13 protein-coding genes are annotated in these 13,861 nt (G+C 72.8%); 10 read left to right on the top strand and 3 right to left on the bottom strand.

Annotated features, from left to right (window positions below; genetic code table 11):
• Positions 1–28 precede the first annotated feature (28 nt).
• From ACIPSE_RS24440 to ykgO, 5 genes are all read left to right on the top strand, one after another.
• Complete coding sequence (locus tag ACIPSE_RS24440; RefSeq protein ID WP_401665719.1) at positions 29–1,000, top strand: threonine/serine dehydratase; 972 nt, start codon at positions 29–31, stop codon at positions 998–1,000.
• A 128-nt stretch (positions 1,001–1,128) separates the two neighbouring features.
• On the top strand, positions 1,129–2,904 hold the full coding sequence (locus tag ACIPSE_RS24445; protein WP_401665721.1) for an ABC transporter ATP-binding protein: 1,776 nt from the start codon (positions 1,129–1,131) through the stop codon (positions 2,902–2,904).
• Between the two features lie 214 nt (positions 2,905–3,118).
• A complete protein-coding gene (rpmG, locus tag ACIPSE_RS24450; RefSeq protein WP_401665724.1) occupies positions 3,119–3,283 on the top strand; it encodes a 50S ribosomal protein L33 in 165 nt (54 codons plus the stop codon).
• Between the two features lie 50 nt (positions 3,284–3,333).
• Entirely contained in the window at positions 3,334–3,594 is a 261-nt protein-coding gene (locus ACIPSE_RS24455; RefSeq protein WP_401665727.1) for a type B 50S ribosomal protein L31, read from the top strand.
• Between the two features lie 25 nt (positions 3,595–3,619).
• A complete protein-coding gene (gene ykgO / locus ACIPSE_RS24460) occupies positions 3,620–3,742 on the top strand; it encodes a type B 50S ribosomal protein L36 (protein ID WP_125191140.1) in 123 nt (40 codons plus the stop codon).
• A 74-nt stretch (positions 3,743–3,816) separates the two neighbouring features.
• On the opposite strand, the gene ACIPSE_RS24465 is transcribed toward ykgO, so the two are convergent.
• Positions 3,817–4,020 (bottom strand): cold-shock protein, encoded by a 204-nt coding sequence (locus ACIPSE_RS24465; RefSeq protein ID WP_401665730.1) that lies wholly within the window; start codon positions 4,018–4,020, stop codon positions 3,817–3,819.
• A 235-nt stretch (positions 4,021–4,255) separates the two neighbouring features.
• A complete protein-coding gene (locus ACIPSE_RS24470; protein ID WP_401665732.1) occupies positions 4,256–6,517 on the bottom strand; it encodes a M4 family metallopeptidase in 2,262 nt (753 codons plus the stop codon).
• A 457-nt stretch (positions 6,518–6,974) separates the two neighbouring features.
• Here ACIPSE_RS24470 and ACIPSE_RS24475 point away from each other — a divergent pair, with 457 nt between their 5' ends.
• Both ACIPSE_RS24475 and ACIPSE_RS24480 read left to right on the top strand, forming a co-directional pair.
• Entirely contained in the window at positions 6,975–8,060 is a 1,086-nt protein-coding gene (locus ACIPSE_RS24475) for a polyprenyl synthetase family protein (RefSeq protein ID WP_401665734.1), read from the top strand.
• The gene (locus tag ACIPSE_RS24480; RefSeq protein WP_401665737.1) at positions 8,057–9,076 is read left to right on the top strand and encodes a UbiA family prenyltransferase; all 1,020 of its coding nucleotides are present in this window, start codon (positions 8,057–8,059) and stop codon (positions 9,074–9,076) included. Before ACIPSE_RS24475 ends, ACIPSE_RS24480 begins: the two co-directional genes overlap by 4 nt.
• Before the next feature lie 107 nt (positions 9,077–9,183).
• Here the strand turns inward: ACIPSE_RS24480 and ACIPSE_RS24485 are convergent, their stop codons facing one another.
• Positions 9,184–10,290, bottom strand: a complete 1,107-nt coding sequence (locus ACIPSE_RS24485; protein WP_401666091.1) for an FAD-dependent oxidoreductase — start codon at positions 10,288–10,290, stop codon at positions 9,184–9,186.
• Between the two features lie 182 nt (positions 10,291–10,472).
• On the opposite strand from ACIPSE_RS24485, the gene ACIPSE_RS24490 reads away from it, so the two are divergent.
• From ACIPSE_RS24490 to ACIPSE_RS24500, 3 genes are all read left to right on the top strand, one after another.
• Positions 10,473–11,165 carry a TetR/AcrR family transcriptional regulator gene (locus ACIPSE_RS24490; RefSeq protein ID WP_401665739.1) on the top strand — a complete coding sequence of 231 codons (693 nt, stop codon included), beginning with the start codon at positions 10,473–10,475 and terminating at the stop codon, positions 11,163–11,165.
• A 306-nt stretch (positions 11,166–11,471) separates the two neighbouring features.
• On the top strand, positions 11,472–12,269 hold the full coding sequence (locus tag ACIPSE_RS24495; RefSeq protein WP_401665741.1) for a serine/threonine protein kinase: 798 nt from the start codon (positions 11,472–11,474) through the stop codon (positions 12,267–12,269).
• The gene (locus tag ACIPSE_RS24500) at positions 12,266–13,810 is read left to right on the top strand and encodes a serine/threonine-protein kinase (protein WP_401665744.1); all 1,545 of its coding nucleotides are present in this window, start codon (positions 12,266–12,268) and stop codon (positions 13,808–13,810) included. The genes ACIPSE_RS24495 and ACIPSE_RS24500 overlap by 4 nt, the downstream gene beginning before the upstream one ends.
• Positions 13,811–13,861 lie beyond the last annotated feature (51 nt).

The raw sequence follows: 13,861 nt of genomic DNA on the forward strand, positions 1-13,861 counted from the left end.
GCCCCGGCCCTGACTACGCTCCCCTGCCATGCAGCGAACCCGTCTGGACACCGCTCGCATCCGGGCGGCCCGCCGGGTGATCGACCCGGTGTTCCTCGACACCCCGCTCTACCGCTGCGAGGCGCTGGAGCCCCACCTGGGCTGCGCGGTGAGCGTCAAGCTCGAAACGGCCAACCCCGTCCGCAGTTTCAAGGCGCGCGGCACCGAGGTCGTCGCGACCGCCCTCGCCGCGCACGGCCCGCGAGCCGTGGTCTGCGCCAGCGCGGGCAACCTCGGCCAGGCCCTCGCCTGGTCCGGGCGGGCCCGGGGCCTGGACGTCACGGTCGTGGCGTCCCGCTCCGCGACGGCGGCCAAGCTGGACCGCATTCGTGCGTTGGGGGCGAAGCTCGAACTAGTCGACGGGGACCACGAGTCGGCGCGCGAGCGGGCCGCGGCCCTCGCCCGCCGCGACGGCGTCCGCCTGGTCGAGGACAGCCTGGACCTGGAGACCTGCGAGGGCGCGGCGACCGTCGGACTCGAACTGCTCGGCTCCGCGGCCCCGTTCGACGCCGTCCTGATCGCCCTCGGCGGCGGCGCGCTCGCCACCGGCATCGGGCATGTGCTCAAGGAGGCGGCGCCGCGGACGGAGGTGATCTGCGTCCAGCCGCTCGGCGCCCCCGCGATGACCCGCTCCTGGCACGAGCGGCGCGTCGTGACGACCGACGCGACGGACACGATCGCCGACGGCGTCGCCGGCCGGTACCCCATCCCGGAGGTCCTGGACGACCTCCTGCTCGTCGCCGACGACGCCGTGCTGGTCCGGGAGGAGTCGATCGTCGCCGGAATGCGGTTGCTCCTCGACCATGCCGGGCTCGTCGTGGAACCCTCGGCCGCGCTCGGCGTCGCGGCGGTCCTGGAGGACCGCGAGCGCTTCGCCGGGCGGCACGTCGTCACCGTCGTCTGCGGCGGCAACGTCGACATGGACACCTACCGCCGCTGGGTAGGAACGACTGCCGGATGATCTGCCCGGGTCTTCCGGTGTAGCGTGACGCAGACGTATAGAAAGCGGTTGCTAGAGGGGGTGGCCGGGCCGGTCGCCCTCAGCCGTGCGGGGTACCCAGGACAGGGGACAGGGGAGGATCAACGCCGATGGCGTCGACGCAGGAAAGGCCGCTCGACCACCGCTACCGGGGTGAGCACCCGGTGCGGACACTCGCCTATCTGCTCCGCGCGGACCGCCGCCAGCTCCTGGCGGCGGTGGCCGTGTTCACCGTCAAACACAGCCCCATCTGGCTGCTGCCGCTCATCACCGCGTCCGTCGTGGATACCGTCGTCCAGCACGGACCGATCTCCGACCTCTGGACCGCCGTCACGGTGATCATGGTGATCCTCCTGGTCAATTACCCGCTGCACGTGCTCTACGTCCGGCTCCTGTACGGCAGCGTCCGCCGCATGGGCACCACACTGCGCTCCGCGCTCTGCACACGCATGCAGCAACTGTCCATCGGCTACCACTCCCGGGTCAGTGCCGGTGTCCTCCAGGCCAAGGTCGTCCGGGACGTCGAGACCGTCGAGCAGATGGTCCAGCAGACCGCCGAGCAGGGCCTGGGCGCGCTGACCGTGCTCACCGGCGGACTGGTCATCATCGGCTTCCGCACCCCCCAGTTCCTGCCCGTCTTCCTCGTCGTCGTCCCGGCGGCGACCCTGCTCGTGGCCCGGCTCCGCTCGCGGCTGCGCAGCCACAACGAGCACTTCCGCCACGAGGTCGAGACGCTGTCCTCGAAGGTCACCGAGATGACCCGGCTCATCCCGGTCACCCGCGCCCACGGTCTGGAGGGCAAGGCCCTGCGCCGCATGGACGGCACCCTCAGCCGCCTGCTTACCTCGGGGCTGCGCCTGGACCTGGTCAACGGCCGCTTCGGCTCACTGGCCTGGGTCGTCCTGAACGTCATCGGCGTCGCCGTCCTCACCGCCGCGGCCCTCGTGTCGTACTACGGCGCCTGGGGCGTCAGCGCCGGTGATGTCGTCATGCTCAGCGCCTTCCTCACCACCCTCACCAACTCCACGACGACCCTGACGAGCCTGGCCCCCGTCATCACCAAGGGCCTGGAGTCGGTGCGTTCGGTCGGCGAGGTCCTCCAGGAGCCCGAGCTGGAGGAGAACGAGGGCCGGCGCGAGGTGACCGGCGTCCGCGGCGCGGTCACCTTCGAGCGGGTCGGCTTCGGCTACGACGACGACGGCGGCCGGCCGGCGGTCGCGGAGTTCGATCTCGACGTCGCCCCCGGCGAGACCATCGCCCTGGTGGGCGCCTCCGGCGCGGGCAAGTCCACCGTCCTCAACCTCGTCATCGGCTTCATCCGGCCCACCGGCGGCCGGCTGTGCCTGGACGGGGCCGACATGAGCGAGCTGGACCTGCGCACCTACCGGCGGTTCGTCTCGGTCGTCCCCCAGGAGTCCATCCTCTTCGACGGCACGGTCCGCGAGAACGTCGCCTACGGCATGGAGGACGAGGCCGACGAGGAGACGGTGCGCGCCGCGCTGCGCGACGCCAACGCCCTGGAGTTCGTCGACCAGCTGCCGCACGGCCTCGACACCGTGGTCGGCGAGCGGGGCGCCCGGCTCTCCGGCGGCCAGCGCCAGCGCCTGGCCATCGCCCGGGCGCTGATCCGCGACCCGAGGGTCCTCGTCCTGGACGAGGCCACCTCCGCCCTGGACACCCGCTCCGAGGCGCTCGTCCAGCAGGCCCTGGCCCGTCTGCTGCGCGGTCGCACGACCTTCGTGGTCGCCCACCGTCTGTCCACCGTCCGCGGCGCCGACCGCATCGTGGTCATGGAGCACGGCCGCATCCGCGAGATCGGCACCCACGAGGAGCTCCTGAACCGGGGCGGCGCCTACACGGCCCTCCACGGAGGACAGGTGGCGTGAGCCCGCCCCGCGGCCAGCGGAGCCAGGAACGCGCCGGGGCCTGCCACGGCTCCGGCGCCCGTTCCTCCGCCGCCCGGGCCACGGCCGGGACGCCGGCGCGTCGCCCGGGAAGACCGACACACGGGGGCGGGAATGCGGGGGCGGGGGGTCGCGTTACACCGGGTGCATGACATGACCGAGTCAAAGAACTCGGTGGTGGCGGAAGGAGTACCCCATGGCACGCAGCACCTCGCGGCCCGTCGTCAAGCTCAGGTCGACCGCCGGGACCGGCGTCACCTACGTGACGCGCAAGAGCCGGCTGAACGACCCCGACCGGCTGGTCCTGCGCAAGTACGACCCGGTGGCGGCGCGGCACGTCCTGTTCCGCGAAGAGCGCTGACACCCGCCTCGGCCGTCCGCCGGCCGAGGCACCAGAAGGAGGCACCACCCATGAAGACCGGCATCCACCCCGTCTCCCGCCCCGTCGTCTTCCGTGACCGTGCGGCAGGATTCGAACTGCTGACCCACTCCACCGCCGACACCCACGACACCGTCGTGCGGGAGGACGGCGTCACCTACCCCGTCGTCGACGTGGACATCTCGTCGGCGAGCCACCCGTTCTACACCGGCACCTCGCGGGTGCTGGACACGGAGGGCCGGGTCGAGCGCTTCGAGCGCCGCTACGGCCGTACCGCAGGCGTCCGCCGCTGACGCGGAGGAGAACAAGGAGACCGCGATGAAGGTGCGCAACTCGCTGCGCTCGCTCAAGGCCAGGCCCGGCGCCCAGGTGGTGCGCCGGCGCGGGGTGACCTTCGTGATCAACAAGAAGGACCCGCGTTTCAAGGCCCGCCAGGGCTGACAGGCACGACGGGAGGCCCGGACCGTACGGTCCGGGCCTCCCGTCGTGAAGTCGGGTGCCGCGCGGGCGCGAGATCAGACCGCGCGGACCTGCTGGGCCTGCGGGCCCTTGTTGCCCTGGCCGACCTCGAACTCGACGCGCTGGCCCTCGTCCAGGCTCCGGTACCCGTTGCTCTGGATCTCCGAGTAGTGCACGAAGACGTCAGGACCGCCACCGTCCTGCTCGATGAAGCCGAAGCCCTTCTCCGCGTTGAACCACTTCACACTGCCCTGCGCCATGTTCTTCAAGCCCTTTGTCTCTTCGGTCGCGTCCCTATCGGCGCGACCCGCGAGCTATCTCCCCGCGCTCGGGCGGCGGAAACATTCTGGAGAGGATCAATACCTGATGGGGTGAACCGCGCCGTGTCGCTCCCGGTGCGCGGACGATGTCCCGGGCGGTGTGATAGGCCCGACCGCCGCCCGGAGGTCACTGGCCCTCCGGGCGGCGGCACGGTGCGCGGGGTGGGTCAGACCGTCACGGGGACAGCGTCCAGCGCGCGATGTACCCGACGTCGATGGACGCCCGGTCCTGCACGCGCAGCTTCCAGGTGCCGTTGAGCGGCTGGGCGGAGGCGTTGACCGTGAAGGTCTGGTCGACGTTGTCCGCGGAGCCGCCGCTGCGGTTGAGCAGGGAGTAGACGGTGCCGTTCGGGCCGACGAGGTCGACGGTCAGGTCACCGCGGTAGGTGTGGACGATGTTGACGTAGACCGAGGTGGTCGCGGAGGCGTTGCCGTCACGGCCGGAGATGGTGACCGGCGACTCCACCGCCGCCCCGTTGTCGGGGATGTCCACCCGGGTCGAGTTGGCGTACACGTACGCGATCTGCCAGGTGAAGCTGTCCGTGGCCGTCGCCCCCGTGCCGTCGGTGACCGTGACGGTGACGTCACTGCTGCCGAGGGTGGTGGGGGTGCCGCTGATCAGGCCGCCGGCGCCGATGCTCAGACCGTCGGGCAGCCCGGTCGCCTCGTAGGTGAGGGCGGACCCGGAGTTGGTGGTGTAGGCGTCCAGCTGGAGGCTGACGTCCTGGTTCACGCCGCTGATCTGGTCGGCGACCGGGGCGAGGTTCACTCCGAGGGCGATCCGGCTGCCCACGTTGATCCCGGCCCAGGCGTCGGCGACGGCGAGGTACGTCGGGCTGTACGCGCCGAACAGGTCGGACGCCGCCGAGAGGGTGGCCGTCCGGGCACCCGCGTAGTTGGTCGTCGACGTCATGTACGTCGTCAGCGCGCGGTACCAGATCGCGGCGGCGTTCTCGATGCCGATGCCGGTGACGGGCTGCCCGTCGGACGTCGGGCTGTCGTAGGCCACGCCGTTGACGGTCTTGGCGCCGCTGCCCTCGGAGAGCAGGTAGAAGAAGTGGTTCGCCGGACCGGAGGAGTAGTGGACGTCGATGCTGCCGAGCGTCGAGCTCCAACTGTCGCGGGACGCACCGTCCTTGGAGGGCTTGTCCATGTAACGCAGCGGTGTGCCGTTGCCGTTGATGTCGATCTTCTCGCCGACGAGGTAGTCACCGGGATCGGCCGGGAGGTCCTCGTAGAACTCGACGGCGGCGGCGAAGATGTCGGAGGTGGCCTCGTTGAGGCCGCCGGACTCACCGGAGTACACCAGGCCCGCGGTGGCGGCGGTGACACCGTGGCTCATCTCGTGGGCGGCCACGTCGAGCGCTGTGAGCGGGTGCGTGTTCCCGGAGCCGTCGCCGTACGTCATGCAGAAGCAGGAGTCCTGCCAGAACGCGTTGACGTAGTTGTTGCCGTAGTGGGCGCGGCTGTAGGCGGCGACACCGTCGTTGCGGATGCCGTTGCGCCCGTACTTCTCCTTGTAGTAGTCCCAGGTCGCCGCCGCGCCGAACGCCACGTCGACACCCGCGGTCTGCCGGTTCGACGGGGTGCCGTCGCCCCAGACATCGTTGTCGTCCGTGAAGAGCGTGCCGGTCCCCGAGGTGCCCTGGTTGAGGTCGTACGTCTTCTGCCCGGCGCGGTCGGGGTCGACGAGCTGGTACGCCGATCCGGTCAGGGTGCTGCCGACCTCGACCTGACCCGCGTACTGGCCCGTGCCCGACCCGGTGTGCACCTGCTCGGCGGCCAGGAGCTGCTTGCCGCTCGCCGCGTCGCTGACGACCCGGAGCTCGCTGGGGGTGCCGTCCTGCTGGACGCCCTCGACGAGGGTCTCCCACGCCAGGACGGGCTTCCCGCTGCCGGCCCACACCACGAGCCGCGGCGCCTGCTCCGTCTCGGAACCCTCGACCTCGGCCTTCTTCGAGGCGCCGAGCGCCTTCCCGGCCGCCGCGGCGGCGGTGATCTTCGGGCTGAGGGTCGGCAGCGCCAGATCGGCCGAGTTCGCCTCGGTGACCGTCGTACGGCCGCTCTTGTCGTGGACGACGAGGTCGCCGCCGAGGACGGGAAGCCCGGCGTAGGTGCGCTCGTAGCGGGTGTGCGTGGTGCCGTCGGCGTCCTTGAGGACGTCCTTGACGACGAGCTTCTCCTTGGCGCCGAGGCCGATCCGCTGGGCGGTGCCGGCCGCCGCGGACTGGGCGCTCTTGATCAGGGCGGTACGGCGGGCGGGGGTGAGGGAGGCCTGCGCGGCGCCCGCCCTGGGGGTGGCGGATATGTGTGTGGGGCCCGGGTCCGCCGGAGCCGCGGCGGCCAGTCCGGGGGCCGCCAGGGCGAGGAGTGAACCGACGGCCGTGAGGGCGACGGCGGTCGAGTGTCTGCGCCGGTTCAGGGCGCGGTGTCGCATGGACAACGAAATGCTCCTTCGATACGGCTGATCGGCCCGTGGTGGGGGCCGTGGACGAGACGGAGCGGCGGGGTATGCCGGTCCGGAGCGCTGCACGGCATGCGGGTGGAAGGAGGTGGGGGGTGGGGGAAACGCGGTCGCACCGCGTGGTGAACATGTCAACGAACGGTGAACTTCCGCAGAAGAGTGGCACTCGGTGCACAGGATTGTCATGGGAGCATCAAAGCAACGGCTTGAATTGACCATTCCAGTCAGGAGAATTGGTACGGACCGGGCAGGTTTTCGGCCTCGACCGGACACCTGGCGGACCGCCCCCTCGCGCCCGGGTGCGAGGGCGCGCCGGGTGCTGCGAAGGAGTGATGTCCCGTGTTCCCGGCGCTGCGGGTGTGACCGCGACCGCGCCCTGTCGTTCTCCGCGCGAACCTCAATGATCTTCGCGTGAACGGATGACGGACTGGTGAGCAGGGGCGACGACGAGCAGCGGTTCGGTACGGCTTCCGGTCAGGGGGCCGGACCCCTCCAGAGTGGCGGCGACGCGACCGCCGCGGTCCACCGGGCTCTGAAGGAGTGGCTGGCCGAGCGCGGCGGCGATCCGCTGACCGAGGTGGGCGCGTGGGCCCTCGCCTCCCCGGGCAAACTCACCCGGCCGGTCCTCCTGCTGGAGTCGGCCCGCGCCGTCGGCGCAAGCCCCGAGCGGGTGCTGCCCGCCGCGGTCGGCATGGAACTGCTGCACGTGTGCAGCCTGTTGCACGACGACATCCTCGACGGCGACGACATCCGCCGCGGACGCCAGTCCGCGCACCGGCGCTTCGGCGCGCCGCTCGCCCTCCTGGCCGGCGACGGGCTGCTGTGCGCCGCCTTCGAGCAGGTCGCGCGGTGCGCCGAGCGCGGCGTCCCCGTGTCCGCGGTCCGGCGGGCGATCGGTGTGCTCGCCACCGCCGGCCGGGACCTCGCCGAGGGCGTGACCCGCGAACTCACCTGGACGTCCGTCGCCCGAATCACCTGCCCCGAAACGGCGTTGGCGGACTACACGGAGATGGTCCGGCTCAAGACGGCACCGCTGCTGCGGGCCGCGTGCGAGATCGGAGCCCTGCTCGGCGGCGGCGACGACGCCCAGGCCCGCGCGCTCGCCGACTACGGTCAGGCGCTGGGGATCGCCTTCCAGATCCGGGACGACCTGCTGCCCTACACCTCCACCGCCGCACACGAGGGCAAGCCCGACGACAGCGACCTGCGCAACGCCCGCCCCAGCCTGCCACTGCTCCTCGCCGGCGTCCTCGGCGGCCCGGAGGAGCGCGATCGGCTGGCGGGCCTGCTCGCGGACGGCCGGCCGGACCGTCAGGATGAACTGACCGAACTGCTGGAGGAGACAGGCGCGTTGAAGGAGGCCCACATCATCGCCCAGGAGTACGCGCTGCACTGCCACGCGGCCCTCGACGGCATTCCGCCCGGCCCGCACACCCGGACCCTGCGCCACCTGATCGGGGTCGTCACCGGAACCGGCGACGGCCCCGTCACGGCCCCGGGGGGCGGGCAGCGGTGACGGCCCCCCACGCGTCCTGTGCCGGTGCCCGCCCCAAGTGGCCACGCCTGTCCGGCCATGTGGAGACCCTGCGCCCCTACGACCTCGTCGTCGTGGCGCTGGTCGGCGCCTCGGGTGCGGCCCTCGGCGCTCCGGACCCCGCCCCGCTCGCCGTGGCGACGGCGGCGGTGAGCGCCGCCGCGGCCTGCGCGAGCGCTCTGTACGCCGCCGACCACCTCACCCGCGCCGAGGACCTCGCGACCAAGCCCGACCGGCCCATTCCCTCCGGACGGCTGTCCCCGCGTGCCGCCAAGACGGCCGCCGCGCTCGCCGCCGTCGTCGCGGTCGTCCTGGCCTCCCTGCTGAACGTCCGCGCTCTGCTGTTCGTGGCTCTCGGCGCCGCCGCCTACTACGCGTACGGCCGCCGGCTGAAGGACCGCGGTCTCTGGGGCGACCTGGCCAGCGGCTTCGCGGGCTGGTCCTGCGCGCTCCTCGCCGGCGCCTGCCTGACGGCACCCTGGCCGCCCGCCGGGCTCGTCGCGCCGGCCCTCGCGCTGGGACTCCAGGGGGCGTTCGGCAACCTCCTCCTCGCCGTCCACGACTGCCCCAACGACCGCCGGGCGGGGTGCCGTACGTTCCCGGTCCGCCATGGCGTCGCGAGCGCGGTGCGCGCGCTCGGAGTGCTGTCGGCGGCCACGTACGCCGTCGCCGCGCTGTCGCCGTGGTCGACCGGGCGGGGATCGGCCGCCGGTTTCCTGCTGTTCCTCTGCGCCGGGCTCACTCTCGCGGTCGCCGTGCTGTCGGCGGCACGGGTGCGGCCCGCCGTCGAGGAGGCCCGGCTGCGGCAGGCCGTCGACCGGCACCTGTTCGAGCGGCTCCTCCTGCCCGGGGCGCTGCTGGCGCTGGCGGGGCTCCCCGTGGCCGCCTTCGCCGCGACGGCCGCCGCCGCGCTGGTCGTCGCCATGACGCCACGGCCCATGCTGCGGCTCGAACCGGCGCGTGAGGGGCTCGTGCTGGTGGATGGGGGCGGGCGGTAACGGGGCGGCGGGTGACGTGGGTGGCCGGTACGGGGGTGGCGAGGGCGGGGGCGACCGGTACCGGGGTGGCGCGGGCGGGGGGCGCCGGTGATGGCTTCGGTCGCCGGTCAGGACGGCTGGACCTCGTCGAAGAGGGCCAGCGCCTCGGAGGGGTCGTCGCTCACGAGTCGCTCCAGCCCGTCGGTCGTGCGCCGCGCCCATCCGGCCGCCCGTGCCCACATGCGTTCCTCGAACGCGCGGACGGTGTCGTCCAGTTCGCCGGAACCGGTGGCGAGGGCCTCGGCCAGTTCGGCGCCCTCCAGCATCGCGAGGTTGGCGCCCGCCCCCAACGGCGGCATCAGATGCGCTGCGTCGCCCAGCAGCGTCACTCCGGGGACATGCGTCCAGGTGTGACCCACGGGCAGGACGTGGAGGGGGCGGTGCACGAAGGCGGCGCCCTGGCGCAGGAGTTCGAGGACGGGGGCCGCCCAGCCGTCGAACAGGTCCAGCAGACGCCGTCGTACGGCCTCCGCGTCGGTCAGGTCCAGGTGCGGGTCCGTGTGCCGGTCGAGCGGCGTGCGGAACTGGGCGTACACCTTCACGTGGCCGCCGCTGCCGCGTTGGGCGACGATCGAGCGGCCGGCCCCGTAGACGGCCATCGAGCCGTCGCCGACCAGGCGGGCGAGGTCGGGCCTGGTCGTGTCGATGTCGTCCAGCGAGGTCTCGAACGCGGTGACGCCGGTGTAGTGCGGTGCCGTCGGCGAGAGGGCCGGGCGGACCCGGGACCAGGCGCCGTCCGCGCCGATCACGAGGTCGAACGCCTCCCGGTGGCCGTCCGCGCAGTGCACCACCGTGCCGTCGCCGGTCCCCGGCTCCACGTGTGTCACGCGCTGCCCCCACCGGACGTCGAGCGGACCGAGCAGCAGATCGCGGAGCTGCCCGCGGTCGATCTCGGGATTGGCCCGTTCGCCGGGGTCGGGGTGCCAGTCGCGCAGGACGGTGCCGTCCGTGTCCAGGATGCGCAGGGCCTGCCCCTCGGGGCGCGACAGCGCCTGGAACTCCGCCAGCAACCCCGCCTTTTCCAAGGCGAGTTGGCCCAGTCCCGCATGCAGGTCGAGCGTGCCGCCCGGGGGACGGGCGTCCGGGGAGGGATCGCGTTCCAGGACGGTGACGGGATGGCCGTGGCGGTGCAGGACACGGGCGAAGGTGAGGCCCCCGGGACCGGCGCCGACCACGGCGACGCGGCGCCGGAGGGCTCGGCGCGCGGAGGAGACGCGCGCGGGGGCGGGGGTGGGGTGCGCGGAGGCGCGAAGAGGGGAGGAGGGGTGCGGTGAGGCGGAGTGTGGAGCGATGCGATGTCTCATGGCGATACACTGTATTGATTCGATGACCTGTATCGCAACGGTACGGTGAGGTCATGACTGTCTGGGACCGGCCGGAGCCGCCGACTCGCCCCGTACCGCTGGACCGGGAGCGGATCGTCGCCGCCGCCGTCGCGCTGGCCGACGAGGGCGGGCTGGAAGCCGTCTCGCTGCGCAAGGTCGCCGCGCGCCTGAACGCCGGCCCGATGCGGCTGTACGGCTACATCGCCACCAAGGAAGAGCTGTTCGACCTCATGGTCGACGAGGTCCAGGCCGAGATCCTCCCCGGGGAACCGGCCGAGGGCTGGCGCGAGGCGCTCGGCGGCATCGCCCACCGCACCCGGCGGACCGCGCTGCGCCACGAATGGCTGGCCGACCTGCTCGGCGGCCGTCCGGGCATGGGCCCCAACGGCCTGGCCGTGGCCGAGGCGACGCTCGCCTCCCTGGACGGCCTCACCGACGTCGACACCGTCATGCGCGCGGTGGAGACCGTGAGCGCCTACTCCACCGGCGCGATCCGGCGCGAGATCGCGAACCTGCGCGCCGAGCGGGCGACGGGCCTGTCCAAGCGCGACTGGCAGCGCGCCCGCGGCCCGCACATGACGCGGATGCTGGAGACGGGCCGCTTCCCGGCGGTCAGCAGGGTCGTGCACGACGGCACGGACGTCGACGCCGAGACGACCTTCACGACCGGGCTGGACTGGGTCCTGGACGCCATCGCCGTCAAGCTCCGCGCACCGTCCGCGTGACGCCTGATTCCGGCCTGGGACGAGCGGTGTAGACCAGTTCCGGCCAGTCCTCATACGGAGGATTGCGCCCCGGAACCGTCGCGATACGTTGATCGTCCTACGGGACATGGCTTCCGCCCCCACCTTCGGAACGTCACTTCACGCCTCCCGCGACGCAGCGACCGACCCCCGCTGCCGATCGCGAGGGAACGCGTGGACCCGACCCCGCCACACCTGCCGAGGACGACGGCACGACATGTGACGGGTGACCGAGGGCGGGCGGTGCCGTCCCTGCACTTTTGGCGACCATATCGGGGGAGAGCCGACATGGAAACGATCATTGTTGAGCCCCCGGGCCCGTCCAGACGGCCCGAGGGCGTCGACGTGGGCGGGCCCGAACTGCTGCACATGGGGCCGGGGGACGTCGCCGACTTCGGGCGGGGGCTGCCCGGCGGCGGGGGAGTCGCCATCCTCCTGCCCGATCGCGGGATCTCCCGGCAGGCGGGACGCCTGGAGGCGGCCGAGGACTACTGGCGGCTGTCGAACTTCAGCCGCGACGCCGCCTACGTGGTGGAGAACCTGGAGGGCGCCGGCGAATACATCACCGTCGCACCCGGGCGGCTCGGCGCACCGGTGCCGTTCGAGTTCTCCCGGGTCGTCCTGCCCGCGCTCGACGGCACCGCCGAGTTCAAGGTCTTCGCGCCGCAGCACGCCTACCGGGACGAGCGGTCCGCACCCGGCGCCGGCGAGCAGACGGTGCACCCGTACGCCCTCGACGTGACGGCCAAGTACTTCCTGGTGCTCGTCGCCCTGTGCGAACCCCGCCTGCGGGACGCGTCGGACACCGCGCTGCCGGGCGCCGGTGACATCGCGGAACGGCTGCGCCCCCTGGAGAGCTGTCGCGGACTGACCCGCTCCGCCGTCAACTACCACATCGACTACCTGGCCTTCGCGAAACTCCGCCTGGACCCCGGCGACGAGCCGGGAGGGGACGGCGCCGGCCGCACCGGCGTCAAGCGCGCCCGACTCGCCTCCCTGGCCCTGCGGTTCGGCCTGGTGCGCGAGGAACACCTCGCCCTGCTGCCGTCCCGCAGGCGCGGTGCCCCGCAGGGGGTCCGCGCATGACCTCGTCCGGCGCCGAGGAGAGCGCCCTCGCATCACCGCGCCTGCCCGCCGGATTCCGTATCGGGGACTGGGAGTTGGACGAGGTCATCGGCTCCGGCGGCTGGGGCACGGTCTACGAGGCCCGCGCCGTCGCCGACGGCACCACTGTCGCGGTCAAGGTCCTGCCGACCGGCGCCCTCGCCCCCGGCCAGCGCGCCGCGCTCGGAGAACTCGTCGCCCGCGAGGTCAGGTTCAGCGCCGAGGCCGACCACCCCCACCTCGTCCGCACCCACGCCGTGCGCACCGTCGACGCACCCGAACTGCCCACCCTGGACGGGGCGATCGCCCTCGTGATGGACCGCGCCGAGGCCAGCCTGCGCCAGGTGCTGGATGCCGAGCCCACCGGCCGCCCTATCCCCGACGCGGTGCGCGTCCTGCGCGGTGTCGCCGCCGGGCTTTCCCACATGCACGGCGCCGGATGGGTGCACGGCGACCTCAAACCCGCCAACGTCCTGCGGGGCGCGCACGGCGAGGTCTGGCTCGCCGACTTCGGCCTCGCCACCGAACTCGACGGCACCCACGCCTACGTCCCGCCGCTCGGCACCCTCGACCACCTGCCGCCCGAGTGGTGGTCCCAGCGCACCGGCGCGGAGGGGGCCGTGGTGCGGGCGACCGCCGACATCTGGGCGTTCGGCGTCCTCGCCCACCAGGTCCTCACCGGCGGCCTGCACCCCTTCCCCGGCGCCACCGCACGCGCCCGCTCGCTCGCGGCCCAGTCCTACGCCCGCGGCACCGCGGCGCTGCGGCTCGACGCCGGACTCGCCGAGGGCTGGCGCGGGCTCATCGAGGACTGCCTGGCACCGGACCACGCGGCACGCCAACGCCACACCGCGGCAAGCCTCGTGACCCGCATCGAGCGGCTCTCCGGCACACGCGTGCGACGCAGGCTGCTCCCGATCGCCGTCGCGGTCGTCACCGCCGCGGCCGTCGCGACCGGGGCCGCGCTGCTCGGCGGGGGAGGGGACGACGACGAACAGGCCGGAGCCTCGAAGACCGGCACGCCCGTCGTCGTCACCGGCGCGCACAGCCAGGCCGCCGGCGACATCCCCGAGGACTCCGACGTACCCGAGGCGCTGCGCCCCGTCATCGTCACCGCCGCCAAGCGCTGCACCGACGCGGAGGTCACCCCCGCGCTGCTCGCCGCCATGATCAAGGCGGAGAGCGGCTTCGACACCAAGGCGACCCGCCCCGAGAGCGAGGAGTACGGCATCGCCATGTGGACGCCGTCGGTGTTCCGCGCCTGGGCCGTCGACGGCGACGGGGACGGCGACAAGGACTACATGTCCCCGCCGGACGCCATCTCCACGATGAGTCTCTACATCTGCTGGCTCGACCAGCAGTTCAAGAAGGCGAAGCTGCCCGCCGACGAACTGCCCGCGCTGATCGCCGCCGGATACCGCACGAGCGACCGCACCGTCATCGAGGAACGCGGCGTCCCCGAACGCGTACAGCCGCACGTCACGACGGTGCTCCGCTTCCTCGCCGACTACCAGGAGCGGTAGTCGACGCGGAGGCGGAGCGGGGACGGAGCGCGAGATGGAGCGGAGACGGAG

It is taken from the genome of Streptomyces sp. NPDC090106, from assembly GCF_044747265.1.
In the GTDB taxonomy this organism is placed as follows: Bacteria; Actinomycetota; Actinomycetes; order Streptomycetales; family Streptomycetaceae; genus Streptomyces.

Bases quoted from the DNA above. Each gene is read 5' to 3' on its own strand.
- ACIPSE_RS24440 (WP_401665719.1), top strand. From the start codon at position 29: ATGCAGCGAACCCGTCTGGACACCGCTCGCATCCGGGCGGCCCGCCGG.
- ACIPSE_RS24445 (WP_401665721.1), top strand. From the start codon at position 1,129: ATGGCGTCGACGCAGGAAAGGCCGCTCGACCACCGCTACCGGGGTGAG.
- rpmG (WP_401665724.1), top strand. From the start codon at position 3,119: ATGGCACGCAGCACCTCGCGGCCCGTCGTCAAGCTCAGGTCGACCGCC.
- ACIPSE_RS24455 (WP_401665727.1), top strand. From the start codon at position 3,334: ATGAAGACCGGCATCCACCCCGTCTCCCGCCCCGTCGTCTTCCGTGAC.
- ykgO (WP_125191140.1), top strand. From the start codon at position 3,620: ATGAAGGTGCGCAACTCGCTGCGCTCGCTCAAGGCCAGGCCCGGCGCC.
- ACIPSE_RS24465 (WP_401665730.1), bottom strand. From the start codon at position 4,020: ATGGCGCAGGGCAGTGTGAAGTGGTTCAACGCGGAGAAGGGCTTCGGC.
- ACIPSE_RS24470 (WP_401665732.1), bottom strand. From the start codon at position 6,517: ATGCGACACCGCGCCCTGAACCGGCGCAGACACTCGACCGCCGTCGCC.
- ACIPSE_RS24490 (WP_401665739.1), top strand. From the start codon at position 10,473: ATGACTGTCTGGGACCGGCCGGAGCCGCCGACTCGCCCCGTACCGCTG.
- ACIPSE_RS24495 (WP_401665741.1), top strand. From the start codon at position 11,472: ATGGAAACGATCATTGTTGAGCCCCCGGGCCCGTCCAGACGGCCCGAG.
- ACIPSE_RS24500 (WP_401665744.1), top strand. From the start codon at position 12,266: ATGACCTCGTCCGGCGCCGAGGAGAGCGCCCTCGCATCACCGCGCCTG.